This is a genomic window from Streptomyces olivoverticillatus, from assembly GCF_014203555.1.
Taxonomy (GTDB): Bacteria; Actinomycetota; Actinomycetes; order Streptomycetales; family Streptomycetaceae; genus Streptomyces; species Streptomyces olivoverticillatus.
In genome coordinates this window covers 350,905-366,409 of sequence record NZ_JACHJH010000005.1, presented here as the reverse complement: position 1 = coordinate 366,409, position 15,505 = coordinate 350,905, and the positions used below count along the sequence as shown (strand labels likewise).

Sequence of the window (15,505 nt, the reverse complement as noted above, 5' to 3'; positions counted from 1 at the left end):
GGCCGTAGTGACACCTCTGGTCGCGGTCGCCGTCCTCATCGCCGCCATCACGCACGCCAGTTGGAATGCCGTCGCGCACGGCATCCGGGACCAGCTGCTGGCCTTCACGCTGGTGGGCACCGGCGGGGCGCTCTGCGGAGCGCTGCTGCTGCCGTTCGCCCCGGCGCCCGCGGGCGCGGCCTGGCCGTACCTGCTCGCGTCGGCGGTGCTGCACATCGTCTACCAGGTGCTGCTCATGCGGTCGTTCACGCTCGGCGACTTCGGCCAGATGTACCCGATCGCCCGCGGTACGGCGCCGCTGGCCGTCACCGTCCTCGCGGCCGTCTTCGCGGGCGAGCTGCCCGACGGCTGGCAGCTGGCGGGCGTCGCCGTGGCCTCGGCGGGCCTGGTCGGCCTGGCCGTGTGGGGCATCCGCGGTTCGGGCAGCCGCCCGCACTGGGCGGCCATCGGCGCGGCGACGGCGACGGGCCTGGCCATCGCGGCGTACACGGTCGTCGACGGCCTGGGCGTCCGGGCCTCCGGCTCCCCGCTGGGCTACATCGGCTGGCTGATGATCCTTGAGGGCCTGGTCATCCCCCTCTACGCACTGACCACGCGCCGCGGCCGCTTCCTGTCCGACATCCGCCCCTTCGCCGTGCGCGGCGTGGCGGGCGGCGTGCTGTCGGTATTCGCGTACGGCCTGGTGCTGTGGGCCCAGACCCGGGCGGCACTGGCCCCGATAGCCGCCCTGCGCGAGTCGTCGATCCTGGTGGGCGCGGCGATCGGCACGGTGGTGATGAAGGAACGCTTCGGCGCACCACGCATCGCGGCGGCGGGGCTGATGGTGGCGGGGATCGGGCTGATGCTGCATGCGGGGTAGCGCCTTCCGGTGACAAACCCGCACATTTCATGGGATTTACTCAGATCGGGCAGACCCACCCCGCAAAGCCCCCCGCAACGCCACATTCCCGATCAGGATGCCGCCGTCCACCGGCAGCGTGACGCCCGTGATCCAGGACGCGTCCGGCGAGGCCAGGAAGGCCACCGCCGCCGCGATGTCCTCCGGGCGGCCGACCCGGCCCAGGGGGTAGAGGGGGGCCGCCCGGGTCAACGAGGCTTCTCTGCCATCCCAGTTGGGGGTGTCGACTGTGCCGGGTGCGATCAGGTTGACGCGGACGCCGCGGGCCGCGCAGTGGCCCGCCAAAGTGCGGGTCAGGCTTGCCAGGCCCGCCTTGGCCGCGCTGTAGGCGTGGTTGCCGAAGTCCTGTTCGCCGTTGACCGAGCCGATGTTGACGATCGAGCCCCGGCCCCCCGCCGCCGCCAGGTGCGGCATCGCGGCGCGGGCGCAGCGGTAGGCGCCGGTGAGGGTGACGTCCAGGTCGCGCGACCACGCCTCGTCGTCGTGGTCCTCCACCAGGGGCGGGTCCGGGTGGCAGGACAGGGCGTTGTTGACGAGCACGTCGAGGCGGCCGAAGCGGTCGACGGCGGCCGCCACCGCGGCCTCGACCGCCGCGTGGTCGGTCACGTCGCACGCGAGGGATTCGGCGCCCTGGCCCTCGGCCCGGATGCCGGCCGCGGCCTTCGCCGCCCGCTCGCCGTCGAGGTCGGTGACGAGCACCCCGGCGCCCTCGGCGGCCATGCGGCGCGCCGTGGCCTCGCCGATGCCGCGCCCGGCGCCCGTGATCAGTACCGCATAGCCCTCGAAGCGTGCCGCTGCCATGCGGCAGCACTACCCCGCCAGCGACCTCGCAACCGCCCGTACCAGCGCCTGGGCGCGCGGGTCGGCGGTGACGTTCTTCTGCATGCCGTTGGTGACGTAGCCGAAGGCCAGGCCCGTCCCGGGGTCGGCGAAGGCCAGCGAGCCGCCGCGGCCCGGGTGGCCGAAGGAGCCGGGGGCCAGCAGCGGCGAGGCCGGGCCGTGCAGCATGTAGCCCAGGCCGAAGCGGGTGTTCACGACCAGGACGCGGTCGGGGCCGGCGGACTCCTCCGTACGGGCCATCGTCAGCGTCGCGGGCGCGAAGAGGCGGCGGCCGCCGTCGACGACGCCGATCAGGGAGGCGTAGAAGCGGGCCAGCGCGTCGGCCGTGGCGATGCCCGCGGAGGCGGGGAGTTCGGCGGCCCGGTAGGCGGGGTCGTTCTCGTCGGCGAGGGGGTCGATGGCGGCGAAGGCGCGGCGCGTGAGCGAGGCGGCGTCGCGGTAGGCGTCGGTGACGGACTGCTTGGCGCGCACCCGCAGGCCCGCCGAGGCGGGCGCGGCCGGGGCCTCGATGTCGGCGATCCGGCCCACCCGGTCCCGCTCCGCCTCCGGCAGCCCGATCCACAGGTCCAGGCCGAGCGGCCCGGCTATCTCTTCGGCCACCCAGCTGCCGAGCGTCCGGCCCGTCACCCGGAGCACCAGCTCGGCGAGCAGCCAGCTGTAGGTCTGGGCGTGGTAGCCGTGGTCGGTGCCCGGCTCCCAGGCCGGGGCCTGGGCGGCGAGCGCCCGGGGGCCGCTGACGCCGTCGACGGCCTCGGCGGGGGTGAGCGGGGTGTCCAGGACGGGCAGTCCGGCGCGGTGCGAGAGCAGGTGCCGGACGAGGACCCGGTCCTTGCCGTTCGCCTTGAACTCGGGCCAGTAGGTGCCGACGGGCGCGTCCAGGTCGACCTGTCCGCGCTGGTGCAGCAGGAGCGGGACGGCGGCGGCCACGCCCTTGGTGGCGGAGCGGACGATCTGGGCGGTGCCGTGCCTCCAGGGCTCGTCGGACCCGTCGGCGTTCTTCGCGCCGGCCCACAGGTCGACGATCTTGCGTCCGTCGCGGTAGACGGTCACGGCCGCGCCGCGCTCGCCGCGGTGCGTGAAGTTCTGCGCGAAGGCGTCCCGGACCGGTTCGAAACCGTCCGCCACCGTGCCCTGGACGTCCACCACTGTCGTTCCGCTCCCGTGCTTCCTAGACAAACGTTTTCGCGACGAATGTTTCCGCGACAAATCCGTCCTCCATGGTGCACGACGGTCTACGCGCAGAGAACCGGGGGCCGGTCCCGCATCTAGGACACCCGGCGGCCTAGACGGCTCGTAGCGTCGTTCCCATGACTCACGCAACCACTGACCAGGGCCATTCCACCGCCATCGGCCGCCTGCTGGGCGTCGGCTTCGGCGGCCACGACGGCAAGGCCCTCGCCGCGTTCTGGGCGGCCGTCCTCGGCTGGGAGGTCACCCAGACCTTCGGCGACGCCGCGGCGATGATCAGCGACGGCACGACGAGCCACGTCTTCTACACCGCCCGGGACTTCAAGGCCCCCGACTGGCCGGCGGACGAGCTGGCCTTCCACTTCGAGCTCGGCGTCGACGACGTCGCCGCCGCCGAGGAACGCCTGATCGCGCTCGGCGCGAACAAGCCGGAGCACCAGCCGGGCGGTGCGCACTGGACCGTCCTGCTGGACCCGTCCGGTCACCCCTTCTGCGTCACCGCCCGCCAGTCGTAGCCGGACGAGCCGCCACCGACCGCGGGTCGAAGCCGAACGGCAGCTCCAGCCGGTGCGCCCGCATCGTCTCCTCGTCGCACAGCAGCTCGCGCGTGGTGCCGTCCGCGGCGATGACGCCGTTGCTGAGAATCACGGACCGTTCGCACAGCTCCAGCGCGTACGGCAGGTCGTGGGTGACCATGAGCACCGTCACGTCCAGCGAGCGCAGGATGTCGGCGAGCTCGCGGCGGGAGGCCGGGTCGAGGTTGGAGGAGGGCTCGTCCAGGACGAGGATCTCGGGCTCCATGGCCAGGACCGTGGCGACCGCCACCCGCCGCCGCTGCCCGAAGGACAGGTGGTGCGGCGGGCGGTCCGCGAACTCGGCCATGCCGACCAGGGACAGCGCCTTGTCCACGCACGCCGCGAGCTCCGCGCCGCGCAGCCCGGCCGCCGCCGGGCCGAAGGCGACGTCCTCGCGGACGGTGGGCATGAACAGCTGGTCGTCGGGGTCCTGGAAGACGATGCCGACCCGGCGCCGGATCTCCGCGAGGTTGCGCTTGTCCACCGGCAGCCCGGCGACGCGCACCGAGCCCGCGCCGCCGTCGAGGATGCCGTTGAGGTGCAGCACGAGCGTGGTCTTGCCCGCGCCGTTGGGCCCGAGGAGGGCGACGCGCTCGCCGCGCCCGACGGTCAGGTCGACGCCGAAGAGCGCCTGGTGGCCGTCGGGGTAGGCGAAGGCGAGCCCGGAGACTTCCAGGGAGGGGACCGCGTCGGTCATGTCAGCATCCATCCGGTCAGGCAGACCGCCAGTGCGGCCAGCGGCAGGGCGGCGGCGTACGTCCACTGCGCACGCTCCGCCGTCACCTCGTCGATCACGGGCATCGTGCCCGCGTAACCCCGGCTGACCATCGCCAGGTGGACCCGCTCACCGCGCTCGTACGAGCGGATGAACAGCGCCCCGGCGGATGTGGCCAGCACCCCCCAGTGGCGCACCCCGCGCGCGGTGAAGCCGCGCGATTCGCGGGCGATCCGCATCCGCCGCATCTCGTCGGTGACGACGTCCCCGTAGCGGATCATGAAGGAGGCGATCTGGACGAGCAGCGGCGGCATCCGCAGCCGCTGCAGGCCCAGCAGCAGCGAGCGCAGCTCCGTGGTGGAGGCCAGCAGCACGGAGGCGGCGACGCCCAGCGTGCCCTTGGCGAGGACGTTCCAGGCGCCCCACAGCCCGGACTCGCTGAGCGAGAGGCCGAGCACGTGCACCCGCTCGCCCTGGGCCACGAACGGCATCAGCACGGCGAAGGCCACGAACGGCACCTCGATCAGCAGCCTGCGCAGCAGGAAGCCCGCGGGCACCCGGGCCGCGGCGGCGACGACGGCGATCAGCAGCGCGTGCAGCCCGAAGGCCCACACGGCCTCGCGGGGGGTCGCGACCACGGCGAGGACGAAGCCGAAGGTCGCCGCGATCTTGCAGTGCGGCGGCAGCTCGTGCACCGGCGAGCGGGCGTGCCGGTAGAGCTTGTGAGCGTGTCCCGCGCCCATCAGACCGTCTCGGTCTCGGGGAGCACGGCCCGGGCGCGGCGGCGGCGGACGGTCACGAAGACGCCGGTGCCGACGGCCAGCGTGGCGCCGACACCGATGACACCGGCCAGGCCACCGGAGAGCCGGGCGTCGGAGACGTCCTTGAGGCGGTAGTCGGCGAGCGGGGAGTCCTTGGCGGCGTGCTGTCCGGTCTTCCTGTCGATGCCCTTGTCGTGGGCGACCTTCTCCAGGCCGTCGGGGCTGGTGGAGGCGTAGTAGCTGACGAAGCCGGCGAGGACGAGCGCGGCCACGAGGCCGACGATCCGCACCTTGCGGGTCGAGCGCGCGGCGGCGGGGGCGGCCGCCTGGGGGGCCACCTGCACCGTCGTGCCGTCCGCGGTGCGCAGCTGGAGCGGCTTGGCCAGGCCCCGGGCGCCGTACACCAGGTCGGGGCGTACGGCGATCACGGCGCCGACCGTGAGCGAGGTGATCAGGGCCTCGCCAATGCCGATGAGGACGTGCACGCCGACCATGGCCGTGAAGACCTTGGCCGTAGGCACGTCGGTCGTCCCGCCCAGCGCGTAGATCAGGGTGAAGACGCAGGCCGCGGCCGGCACGGACACCAGCGCGGCGGCGAAGGAGGCGGCGGTGACCGAGGAGCGCCGCTTGGGCAGCACCTTCACCAGCAGCCGGAAGAGCACGTAGGCGACGACCGTCGTGGTGACCGCCATGTCGCTGATGTTCACGCCGAGCGCGGTGAGACCGCCGTCGGCGAAGAGCACGCCCTGCATCAGCAGGACGACGGATATGCAGAGCACGCCCGTGTACGGGCCGACGAGTATCGCCGCGAGGGCGCCGCCGAGCAGGTGTCCGCTGGTGCCGGCGGCGACGGGGAAGTTCAGCATCTGGACGGCGAAGACGAACGCCGCGACCAGGCCGGCCAGCGGGGCCGCCTTGTCGTCGAGCTCGCGCCGGGCGCCGCGCAGGCTGACCGCGACGGCGGCAGCGGCGACGGCACCGGTCGCCACGGAGACCGGGGCGTTGATGAATCCGTCGGGTACATGCATGGCGGACACTCCGTCCGTTTCATTCGGTTTCGTACGTGTTTTCTGCTCGTCCGCGGGCGCGGTCGCGTCGTTCGGCCGTGCAGCCGTGAACCGCTCGATGATAGGGGCCTCCTGCAAATCAGTGGCAAGAGCGTGCGCGCCGCGACTACGCGCCCCTCGCTCAGCCCCGCGCCCGCCACCGGTGGCGGCCCTGGGCGTCTCCCCAAATGCTGGGCACGGGAGGTACCGCCACGATGACCACGGCAATATCCGACGGCACGCCCGCCACCACCGCCCCGGTGCTCAGCCGCCGCCGCACGAACCTCGTCTTCGTCACGATCGTGCTCGGCATGCTGCTCGCCGCCCTGGACCAGACGATCGTCTCCACCGCGCTGCCGACGATCGTGGCGGACCTGGGCGGCGGCGGGCACATGGCCTGGGTCGTGACGGCCTATCTGCTGGCCGAGACCGTCTCGACCGTCCTCGTCGGCAAGTTCGGCGACCTCTTCGGCCGGAAGATCGTCTTCCAGGTGAGCGCGGTCGTCTTCACCGGCGGCTCCATCTTCTCCGGCGCGGCGAACTCGATGGTGATGCTGATCGCCGCCCGCGCCCTGCAAGGCATCGGCGGCGGCGGTCTGATGGTCACCGCCATGGCGCTGATCGCCGACGTCATCCCGCTGCGCGAGCGCGGCAAGTACCAGGGCGCGCTCGGCGCCGTCTTCGGCGTGACCACGGTCGTCGGCCCGACGCTGGGCGGCCTCTTCACCGACCACGCCACCTGGCGCTGGTGCTTCTACGTCAACGTGCCCGTGGCCATCGTCATGGTGATCATGGCCGCGCGCACCGTCCCCGTCGTCCGCTCGGCGGTCCGGCCCGTCGTGGACTACCCGGGCATCGTGCTCGTCGCGCTCGGCTCGTCCGCGCTCGTCCTCGGGCTGGAGTGGGGCGGCAACCAGTACGCGTGGGGGTCGGCGGTCATCGTCGGCCTCTTCGCGGGGGCCGTGGTCCTGCTGGCCGCGTTCGTCCTCGTGGAGCGGCGGGCCAGGGAACCCATGCTGCCCATGCACCTCTTCCACAACCCCGTCTTCACGGTCTGCTCGGTGCTCAGCTTCATCGTCGGCTTCTCGATGCTCGGCGCGATGACGTACCTGCCGACGTATCTGCAGTTCGTGGACGGGGTCTCGGCCACCGAGTCGGGCGTGCGGACGCTGCCCATGGTGGCGGGGCTGCTGGGCACGTCGATGCTGTCCGGCATGGCCGTCAGCCGCACGGGCCGGTACAAGGCGTTCCCCATCGCCGGTGCGGCCGTGATGGCGCTCGGCCTGTACCTGATGTCGACGATGGGCCGGTCGACGGGCGCCTGGCTGGAGTCGCTGTACATGCTCGTCCTCGGCCTGGGCATCGGCCTGGCCATGCAGGTGCTGACGATCGCAGTGCAGAACACCGTCCCCTACCACGAACTGGGCACCGCCACCTCGGGCGTGACCTTCTTCCGCACCCTCGGCAGCTCCTTCGGCACCGCCGTCTTCGGCACGCTCTACAGCGCCAGACTGCGCACCGAACTGGCCCTGGCGCTACACGCGTCGCCCGGGGTGCCGCCGTCCGCCGTGCAGAGCCCGCAGGGGCTGCGGTCGCTGCCCCCGGCGCAGGCGGCGCCCGTCATCGACGCGTATGCGAACACGGTGAACTACGTCTTCCAGTGGGTGGTGCCGATCGCGCTCGCCGGGTTCGTCGTGGCGTTGTTCCTCAAGGAGGTGCCGCTGCGCGACAGCGCGCGTGCCGGGGCCTCCGACATGGGCGAGGCCTTCGCGGCCCCCGACTCGGCGGAAGCCGACCGGCAGTTGGAGCGGGCCGTCGGGCACGTGATGCAGAAGGCCGGGAACGGGGGGCCGGTGAGCCTGGAGATCCTCGCCGCCTCCGGCAGCGCGCTCACCGCCGGGCAGGCGTGGGCGCTCGGGCAGATCCACTGGCGCACCCGCGTCAGGGGCTCCGCCACCCTCGCGGAGATCGCGCGCGCACACCGGATGCCGGAAGAGATCCTGGAGCCCGCCTTCGCGAAGGTGACCGCTGCCGGATACGCGACGCCGGACGGCGGACGGCTCGCCCTGACGCCGGCGGGCCAGGCCGAGCTCGACCGTCTCGCGGCGGCCTGGCGGCACTGGCTCGACGACCGGCTCGAAGGCTGGACGGCCGCCGACGCGGAGGACCGGGCCCGGCTGGACCGGGCCCTGGACCGGCTGGCGGAACGCCTGTTGGAGGAAGAGGAAGCGGACCCCTACGAGCGCACGGCGGTGTAGTCCCAGCAACCGGCCACAACCGGCCGCCCGATCTTTTTTTGGATCGGGCGGCCGGTTTTTGTTATCCGGCCGCGGCCTGCGAGTCCCCATCTATATCGGGCCGACGGACCCCGTGTGCCCCACGTCCGTCACCACCCTCCACCGATGGGACCGCAATGCGAATAACGCACCGCAGCGAAAGACGCACCACGCACCGTCGAAGCAAAACCCGGCGCCGGGTGATCATGGCGGCGACCGCCGCCACGGCAGCCGCCGGGATCGCCATCGGCGTCATCAGCGTCGGTTCGGCGAGCACCACCAAGCCTCAGCAGACGCAGGCGGAGAGCACGCCCGCCGCCCAGCCCGTGCACAAGGCGCCGCCCACCCCCCTCACTTCGACGCCCAAGTCCGACAAGGGCCGCGGCATGGTCTACAAGGGCCTCGACCCGGCCCCCAAGGGCGACCGCTGCGTGGGCGTCTACCGCGTCACGGACAAGGACCTGTGCACCCACGGCCCGGACGCGCCGCCCAAGGGCGTCGACATCACCAAGAACACCCCGCCGGTCGCGGCGAGCGCGCAGAAGCCCTCGTCGCTGGCCGGTGACGGCGGCAAGGCCCCGTCCGCCGCCGAGGCGCTGCAGGGCGCGCTGCCCGCGCTCGACGCCCGCACCGGCCGCGTGGCTGCGGCCGCGAGCCCCTCCGGCTCCACCGCGACCACCCCGAAGGACGGCTCCTCCCGGGTCGTCTGCGAGGGCGACGGCGCCACCGGCAACCGGGTGCAGGTGCTCTACGTCCACCCGCCCGGCCAGGACCGGTACGGCCAGTACGCGGCCTCCTTCAAGCAGTGGGCTGCCGAGACCGACCTCATCTACAACGCCAGCGCCCAGGAGACCGGCGGCGAGCGGCACATCCGCTACGTCACCGAGTCCGACTGCACCGCCTCCGTCCTCGACGTCGAGGTGGCCTCGGGCTCGCTCGGCGAATTCGGCGCGATGAACGAGGCCCTGGCCGCCAAGGGCTACGACCGCCGCGACCGCAAGTACATGATCTTCGCGGACGCGCAGGTGTACTGCGGCATCGGCACCTTCAACGGCGACGAGCGCCCGGGCCAGGACAACCTGAGCAACTTCGGCCCGTCCTACGGCCGCACGGACAGCGGCTGCTGGAGCGGCAGCACCGCCGCCCACGAACTGGGCCACAACCTCGGCGCGGTCAACAACAGCGCCCCGCACAGCAGCAAGGCGGCGCACTGCGTCGACGAGTGGGACATCATGTGCTACTCGGACGCGCCGTACTACCCGCAGATGCAGACGATCTGCCCCGACCGCTCGCACGACGACCGGCTGGACTGCAACCACGACGACTACTACAACACCAGCCCTGCGCCCGGCAGTTACCTCGCCACGCACTGGAACGTCGCCAACAACCGCTTCCTGATCGCGGGCGGCGGCAACACCGACCCCAACCCCTCCCCCTCGCCGGACCCGACGAAGCCGCCGACCGCCGGCCCCGACGCCCAGGTCTCCCAGATCACCGCCGACTCGGCCGTGGTGAGCTGGTCGAAGGCCGCCTCGGCCTCCGGCTACGACCTGATGCTGGACGGCAAGAAGTACGCGGACGTCAAGGAAACCGCCATCCGGCTCACCCGCCTGAACCCGGGCACGTCCTACCGGGTCGCGGTCGCCGCGCGTGACGCGGACGGCAAGGCCTCCGCGGCCGGCCGCACCGCCTCCTTCCGCACCCTCTCCTCCGGTGACGGCGGGCCGACCCGCCCGGGCACCAAGTACCTGCTGCTCAACAGCCTCACCGGGCAGGCCGCCGACCTGTGGGGCGGCTCGTCCAACAACGGCACGGTCGCCATCGCCTACCAGCGGCACGGCTACGCCAACCAGCAGTGGACGTTCGAGGACGCGGGCAGCGGCACGGTCCGCGTGAAGTCCGTGCAGTCCGGCAAGTGCCTCCAGCTCGGCGCGGACGGCAAGGCGGTCGACGGCCAGTACGTCGCCCAGCAGCCCTGCAGCGATGCGGCCGGGCAGAAGTGGAAGCTGAACGCCTCCGGCAGCTCGTACGTGCTCCAGCCGCAGGGCTCCTCCCTGGTGCTGGGCATCAGCAAGCGCTGGTACTACGGCGGCTGGCTGCTCGAACTCCAGCAGAAGAACGACCAGGGCTACCAGAACTGGACCCTGGCCAAGGCCTCCTGACGACCCCACTCGAAGCCAGGGCCGGCGACCGCTGCCACCCACCCCACCTGCGGTCGCCGGCCCTCCATTGCAAGGAGCGCCACGATGAATCTCCGCCCCACCGCGCTGGTCCCGGCCCTCGGCGCCGCCGCCCTGCTCGTCCTGGGCACCTCCGGCCCGGCCGCCGCGCACGGCGACACGATCCACTTCACCATCGGCGACAACCGGACGGACGGCCACGTCCGGGCCGTGGCGGCCTGGGACAACGACAACGACCCTGTCGACGAGCCGGTCGCCGGCACCCTCACCGCCCAAGACCCCTCGGGCCGAACGCTCGGGCCGTGGGCGCTGGTCCGGGTCGAGGGCAGCAAGGCCACCTACACGACCCGCGAGGTGCTGCCTCCGGGCAAGTGGCAGGTCGTCGTCCACTGCGGCTTCCCGGACCTGGGCCACGGCGAGGCGACGGTGTCCGTACCGGCCCTGGCCGGGCCGAAGCCCGCCGCTTCTGCGCCGGTGCAGCCATCGCGGCCGGCGGCGGAGACGGCCGCGAAGACGGCACCGGCAGCCGACGAAAAGAAGTCCGACGGCACCGGCGTCATGCCCATCGTGGCGACCGCCGCCGCCGCGGCCCTCTGCGTCGGAGGCATCCTCTTCTTCCTCAAGCGCCGCCGGAAAAGCTGAGTCCCGAGCGCTAAAGCGCCGCCCTGTTGCCGGTGTGGACGGGCAGCGTCGCCTGCGCGGCGCGCGCGGCGTCGGCCGCGACCTGCTGGGCGGTGAGCACGTAGCCGGTCTCCTCGTCCGCCGTCGAGCGGGCGAAGACCACGCCGTAGACCTTGCCCGACGTCGTCAGCAGGGGCCCGCCGGAGTTGCCCGGCCGGACCGTGGAGCGGACCGAGTAGACGTCGCGGGAAGTGACGCCGTCGCCATAGATGTCCTGGCCCTTGGCCCGCACCTCGTTGGCGACGGTCGCGGCCCGCAGGTCGAGGCCGCCGTTCTCGGGGAAGCCCGCGACCACCGCCGCGTCCCCGCGCTTGGCGGTCTTGTCGAACGGCAGCACCGGCACGTCCAGGCCCGGCACGTCCAGCACGGCCACGTCGGTCCTGGGGTCGAAGAGCACCACCTTCGCCCGGTACGCGCGCCCGACCCCGCCGACCCTGATGGTCGGATCGCTGACCCCGGCCACCACGTGGGCGTTGGTCATCACGTGCTCGTCGGCGTAGACGAAGCCGCTGCCCTCCTGGCCGCGGCGGCCGCCGGAGACGTCGGCGACGCCCTCGACCTTGACCACGCTCTGCCGGGCCGCACGGGCCGCCGCGGAGGTGACCGCATCGCCGGAGGGCTTGGGGACGGTGGTGGCGGGCTCGTTCTCGAAGGGGTTGAAGACCTGCGGGAAGCCCGCCCCGGCCAGCGCGTCCGTGGTCCGGCTGAACCAGGTGGGCGCCTGCTCGGGCATCGACTTCTGCACCGCGCCCAGCAGCGCCGAGTCCTTGATCTCACGCGTGAGCGCCGTCGAATTCGCCGATACGAGCACGCTCGCGGCCACCCAGGCGACCAGCAGCGCCGCCAGCGAATTGACGGCCGCACCGCCCACACCGTCGATGCCGCGCACCGGCGCCCACGTCAGCTTGCGCCGCAGCCGCCAGGCGAGGCGGCCGGCCAGGGCGTGCCCGAGGGCCGCAGGCAGCAGCACGACCGCCACGGCGACGACGGCCGCCGTGGTCGTCCCCGCCTCGAAGGGCTCCAGGGCGTAGGGCAGCGCCCAGACGCCGAGCACGGCACCGCCGAGGAAGCCGGCGAGCAGCACGATGCTCGCCACCAGGCCGCGGCGGAAGCCGGAGACGGCGTAGGCGACGACTATCAGCAGCAGTAGCAGATCGAGCAGATTCAACGCGGAGCCCTTTCCCTCGCACGCGTCCCCCGACCGCGGCCACGGCCGTGGGGAGCCGTGGACTAGGGAAAACGCCGGTGGAGGCACCGACGGTTCCCATACCTGCCGATTTCATGGCGTACGACACATGGGGTGAGGGTGCCCGGTTCCGGGCACCCTCACCGCGTCAGGCGCCGCTGGGTTCGAGGACCCGGTCCTCCTCGTCGGCAACCGCCGCGGCCGGCGCCGCCAAGCGCTCGCCCTCCACGTCCACGTTCGGCAGCACCTTCGCCAGCCAGGCCGGCAGCCACCAGGCGGCGCGGCCGAGCAGGGCCAGGACGGCCGGCACGATGGCCATGCGGACCACGAACGCGTCGAAGAAGACCGCGATCGCCAGGCCGAAGCCGATCATCTTGATCATCTGCTCCGAGGAGCCGATGAAGCCCGCGAAGACGCTGATCATGATGACGGCCGCGGCCGTCACCACCCGGGCGCCGTGCCGGAAGCCGGTCACGATCGCCTCGCCGGGCCGCTCCCCGTGCACATACGCCTCCCGCATCCGGGTCACGAGGAAGACCTCGTAGTCCATCGCGAGACCGAAGACGACGCCCACCATGAAGATCGGCATCATGCTCATGATCGGCCCGGTCTCCTCGACGCCGAAGACACTGCCGAGCCAGCCCCACTGGAAGACCGCGACGACCGCGCCCAGGGCGGCGACCACCGACAGCAGGAAGCCGAGCGCCGCCTTGAGCGGCACCAGGACCGAGCGGAAGACGACCATCAGCAGCAGGAAGGCCAGGCCGACGACGAGCGCCAGATAGGGCAGCAGCGCGTCGTTCAGCTTCTGCGAGACGTCGATGTTCATCGCCGTCGCGCCGGTGACGAGCACCTTCGCGCCGGTCTTGGAGGAGATGTCCCCGGCCTCGCCGCGGATGGCGTGGACCAGGTTCTCGGTCTCCGTGCCGCTGGGCTTGGACTTGGGCACGACCGTGATCGTCGCGGTGTCACCGGCCTTGTTGAAGGCGGCCGGGGTGACCATGGCGACGTCGTCCAGGCCCTTGACCGTGCTCACCACGGAGTCCGCGGCGGCCTTGGGGTGGTCGCTCTTCGCCGCGTCGACGACCAGCATCAGCGGGCCGTTGAACCCGGCGCCGAAGCCGTCGGACAGCAGGTCGTACGCCTTGCGCTGCGTGGTGTTCGCCGGCTGCGCCCCGTCGTCGGGCAGGCCCAGCACCAGCGAGCCCGCGGGCACGGCGACCGCGCCCAGCCCGATCACACCGGCCACCAGCACCAGGACCGGCCTGCGCAGCACGATGCGGGCCCAGCGGGTGCCCATGTTGGGCTTGCCCTGCCCGGCGTCCTCGCCCGGCGCGGCCTTGCGGACCTTGCGGGCCAGCACCTGGCGGCCCGCGAAGCCCAGCAGCGCGGGGATGAGGGTCAGCGCGATCAGCACGGCGATGGTCACCGTGCCGGCGGCGGCCAGGCCCATCTGCGTCAGCATCGGGATGTTGACGACCGCGAGACCGGCCAGCGCGATCACGACCGTGAGACCGGCGAAGACCACCGCGGAACCGGCCGTGCCGACCGCGCGGCCCGCCGCCTCCTGGCGTTCGCGCCCCTCGGCGATCTCCGCGCGGTAGCGGGAGACGATGAAGAGCGCGTAGTCGATGCCGACCGCGAGGCCGATCATCATCGCGAGCGTCGAGGTGTTGCCGGAGAGGCCCAGCGTGGAGGCGAGCGCGGTGATCGAGGAGACGCCGATGCCGACGCCGATGATCGCGGTCAGCAGCGGCAGCCCCGCGGCGACCAGCGAGCCGAAGGTGATCAGCAGCACGACCGCGGAAATGGCCATGCCGATGACCTCGGTGCCGCCCTCGGGCATCGACTGCAGCGCGCTGCCGCCCGTCTCCACCGTCAGCCCGGCGTCCCGCCCGTGCACGGCGGCGCCCTTGAGGGTGTCGAGCGAGTCCTTGGTCAGCTCGTTGGACTTCACCTTGTACGAGACCGACGTGTACGCGGTGGTGCCGTCCTTGCTGACGGCGTTGGACGTGAAGGGGTCGGTGGCCTGGCCCACCTGGGGGCCCTTCAGCTCGCCGACGACCTTGCCGACCGCGGCCTTGTTCTTCGCGTCGGTGATCTTCTGGCCGGCGGGGGCCTTGAAGACCATGCGTGCGGAGGCGCCGTCCGCGTTCTTGCCGGGGAAGCGCTGCTCCAGCAGGTCGAAGGCGTGCTGTGCCTCGGTGCCGGGGATGGAGAAGCTGTTGTTGGTCGACTTGGACGCGGTGGCGGCGCCCACGCCGGCGAGGGCCAGCAGCGTCACCCATATCAGGGCGACGTACCAGCGGCGCCGGAAGGCGAGCCGGCCGAGTTTGTAGAGGAACGTGGCCACGAGGCGGTGTGCTCCCGTCGGTTCGATGACGTAACTGGGCATGGGGACCCAGCCCGACGACGAGAGCGGCGCGTCAGGTGGGGTCGGTGGGGGTGTGGGGGGTGTTCGGTTGTTTCCGCTGGGTCAGAGGCCGAGGGCGGGGACGATCACGGCATCGATGTAGCGGGTGAGGTACTCCGCGTCCGCCGGCCGGTCCTCGACCAGCGGGCGGGAGACGAAGGCGCCGAGCATCATGTGCCCGACGAAGTCGAGCGCCGGGGTGTCCGCGGCAACCTCGCCGCGGGCGACCGCGCGCCGGAACACCGCGTCGAGACCCGCGAGCTCGGGCTCGATCAGCAGCTCCCGCAGCGCCCGGTGGAGATCCGGGTTGCTGTGGATGGCACGCTGCAGCCCCCGCATGAGGGCGGCGTCCTTCTCCATCCGGTCCTTGTCGGACCGGCACACCATCGCCTGGAGGTCACCGCGCACCGTGCCGGTGTCGATGTCCGCCAGGCTCAGCGGCTTGTTGTGCCGCAGCGCGCTCGCGACCAGCTCCGGCTTGCCCTTCCACTGGCGGTAGAGGGTGGCCTTGCTGGAGTGCGTACGGGCGGCGACGGCGTCCATGGTCAGGGCGTCGTAGCCGACCTCGCGCAGGATCTCGAGGACCGCCTCGTAGAGCTCGGCCTCGCGCTCGGGCGTCAGCCGGGTGCGGCGCGCCGTGGGCTTGGGTGGTTCCGCCGGCATTCCGCCCCCTTCCGGGCCGACTGGCGTACGAAACGGTTTCGTACCGTACATCGCGAGCCTACGCCCGGCCCGAGCGAAACGGA

The 15,505-nt window shown here is 72.4% G+C and carries 13 protein-coding genes; 5 read left to right on the top strand and 8 right to left on the bottom strand.

Features of this window, described 5'->3' with window-relative positions:
• The first annotated feature begins 7 nt into the window (after positions 1-7).
• On the top strand, positions 8-859 hold the full coding sequence (locus FHS39_RS18835; RefSeq protein ID WP_184350502.1) for a DMT family transporter: 852 nt from the start codon (positions 8-10) through the stop codon (positions 857-859).
• Between the two features lie 36 nt (positions 860-895).
• Here FHS39_RS18835 and FHS39_RS18830 read toward each other — a convergent pair whose 3' ends face one another.
• On the bottom strand, positions 896-1,699 hold the full coding sequence (locus FHS39_RS18830; RefSeq protein ID WP_184350501.1) for an SDR family NAD(P)-dependent oxidoreductase: 804 nt from the start codon (positions 1,697-1,699) through the stop codon (positions 896-898).
• 9 nt (positions 1,700-1,708) lie between these two features.
• On the bottom strand, positions 1,709-2,884 hold the full coding sequence (locus FHS39_RS18825; protein WP_184350500.1) for a serine hydrolase: 1,176 nt from the start codon (positions 2,882-2,884) through the stop codon (positions 1,709-1,711).
• A gap of 161 nt (positions 2,885-3,045) precedes the next feature.
• On the opposite strand from FHS39_RS18825, the gene FHS39_RS18820 reads away from it, so the two are divergent.
• Positions 3,046-3,441, top strand: a complete 396-nt coding sequence (locus FHS39_RS18820) for a VOC family protein (protein ID WP_184350499.1) — start codon at positions 3,046-3,048, stop codon at positions 3,439-3,441.
• Here FHS39_RS18820 and FHS39_RS18815 read toward each other — a convergent pair.
• From FHS39_RS18815 to FHS39_RS18805, 3 genes are read right to left on the bottom strand one after another with little or no spacing between them, the layout of a single operon-like run.
• Positions 3,422-4,198, bottom strand: coding sequence for an energy-coupling factor ABC transporter ATP-binding protein (locus tag FHS39_RS18815; protein WP_246470338.1), 777 nt, complete (start codon positions 4,196-4,198; stop codon positions 3,422-3,424). The two genes, FHS39_RS18820 and FHS39_RS18815, sit on opposite strands and share 20 nt — an antisense overlap.
• Entirely contained in the window at positions 4,195-4,959 is a 765-nt protein-coding gene (cbiQ, locus tag FHS39_RS18810; protein ID WP_184350497.1) for a cobalt ECF transporter T component CbiQ, read from the bottom strand. Before cbiQ ends, FHS39_RS18815 begins: the two co-directional genes overlap by 4 nt.
• Positions 4,959-6,005, bottom strand: a complete 1,047-nt coding sequence (locus tag FHS39_RS18805) for an energy-coupling factor ABC transporter permease (RefSeq protein ID WP_184350496.1) — start codon at positions 6,003-6,005, stop codon at positions 4,959-4,961. The genes cbiQ and FHS39_RS18805 overlap by 1 nt, the downstream gene beginning before the upstream one ends.
• 233 nt (positions 6,006-6,238) lie before the next feature.
• On the opposite strand from FHS39_RS18805, the gene FHS39_RS18800 reads away from it, so the two are divergent.
• The 3 genes from FHS39_RS18800 (at position 6,239) to FHS39_RS18790 (ending at position 11,121) form a co-directional block, all read left to right on the top strand.
• Positions 6,239-8,281: an MDR family MFS transporter gene (locus tag FHS39_RS18800; protein ID WP_184350495.1), complete on the top strand. Its 2,043-nt coding sequence runs from the start codon at positions 6,239-6,241 to the stop codon at positions 8,279-8,281.
• Positions 8,282-8,505: 224 nt separating this feature from the next.
• Positions 8,506-10,461: an RICIN domain-containing protein gene (locus FHS39_RS18795; protein WP_246470337.1), complete on the top strand. Its 1,956-nt coding sequence runs from the start codon at positions 8,506-8,508 to the stop codon at positions 10,459-10,461.
• Between the two features lie 84 nt (positions 10,462-10,545).
• A complete protein-coding gene (locus FHS39_RS18790) occupies positions 10,546-11,121 on the top strand; it encodes a hypothetical protein (protein ID WP_184350494.1) in 576 nt (191 codons plus the stop codon).
• A gap of 10 nt (positions 11,122-11,131) precedes the next feature.
• On the opposite strand, the gene FHS39_RS18785 is transcribed toward FHS39_RS18790, so the two are convergent.
• The 3 genes from FHS39_RS18785 to FHS39_RS18775 all read right to left on the bottom strand — a co-directional run bounded on the left by FHS39_RS18785 (position 11,132) and on the right by FHS39_RS18775 (position 15,422).
• Entirely contained in the window at positions 11,132-12,328 is a 1,197-nt protein-coding gene (locus tag FHS39_RS18785; protein WP_184350493.1) for a MarP family serine protease, read from the bottom strand.
• Between the two features lie 166 nt (positions 12,329-12,494).
• Complete coding sequence (locus FHS39_RS18780) at positions 12,495-14,699, bottom strand: MMPL family transporter (RefSeq protein WP_184350492.1); 2,205 nt, start codon at positions 14,697-14,699, stop codon at positions 12,495-12,497.
• A gap of 123 nt (positions 14,700-14,822) precedes the next feature.
• A complete protein-coding gene (locus FHS39_RS18775; RefSeq protein WP_184350491.1) occupies positions 14,823-15,422 on the bottom strand; it encodes a TetR/AcrR family transcriptional regulator in 600 nt (199 codons plus the stop codon).
• Positions 15,423-15,505 lie beyond the last annotated feature (83 nt).

Excerpts from the sequence above, each read along its gene's own strand:
- FHS39_RS18830 (WP_184350501.1), bottom strand. The coding sequence starts at position 1,699 with ATGGCAGCGGCACGCTTCGAGGGCTATGCGGTACTGATCACGGGCGCC.
- FHS39_RS18820 (WP_184350499.1), top strand. The coding sequence starts at position 3,046 with ATGACTCACGCAACCACTGACCAGGGCCATTCCACCGCCATCGGCCGC.
- FHS39_RS18815 (WP_246470338.1), bottom strand. The coding sequence starts at position 4,198 with ATGACCGACGCGGTCCCCTCCCTGGAAGTCTCCGGGCTCGCCTTCGCC.
- cbiQ (WP_184350497.1), bottom strand. The coding sequence starts at position 4,959 with ATGGGCGCGGGACACGCTCACAAGCTCTACCGGCACGCCCGCTCGCCG.
- FHS39_RS18805 (WP_184350496.1), bottom strand. The coding sequence starts at position 6,005 with ATGCATGTACCCGACGGATTCATCAACGCCCCGGTCTCCGTGGCGACC.
- FHS39_RS18800 (WP_184350495.1), top strand. The coding sequence starts at position 6,239 with ATGACCACGGCAATATCCGACGGCACGCCCGCCACCACCGCCCCGGTG.
- FHS39_RS18795 (WP_246470337.1), top strand. The coding sequence starts at position 8,506 with ATGGCGGCGACCGCCGCCACGGCAGCCGCCGGGATCGCCATCGGCGTC.
- FHS39_RS18790 (WP_184350494.1), top strand. The coding sequence starts at position 10,546 with ATGAATCTCCGCCCCACCGCGCTGGTCCCGGCCCTCGGCGCCGCCGCC.
- FHS39_RS18775 (WP_184350491.1), bottom strand. The coding sequence starts at position 15,422 with ATGCCGGCGGAACCACCCAAGCCCACGGCGCGCCGCACCCGGCTGACG.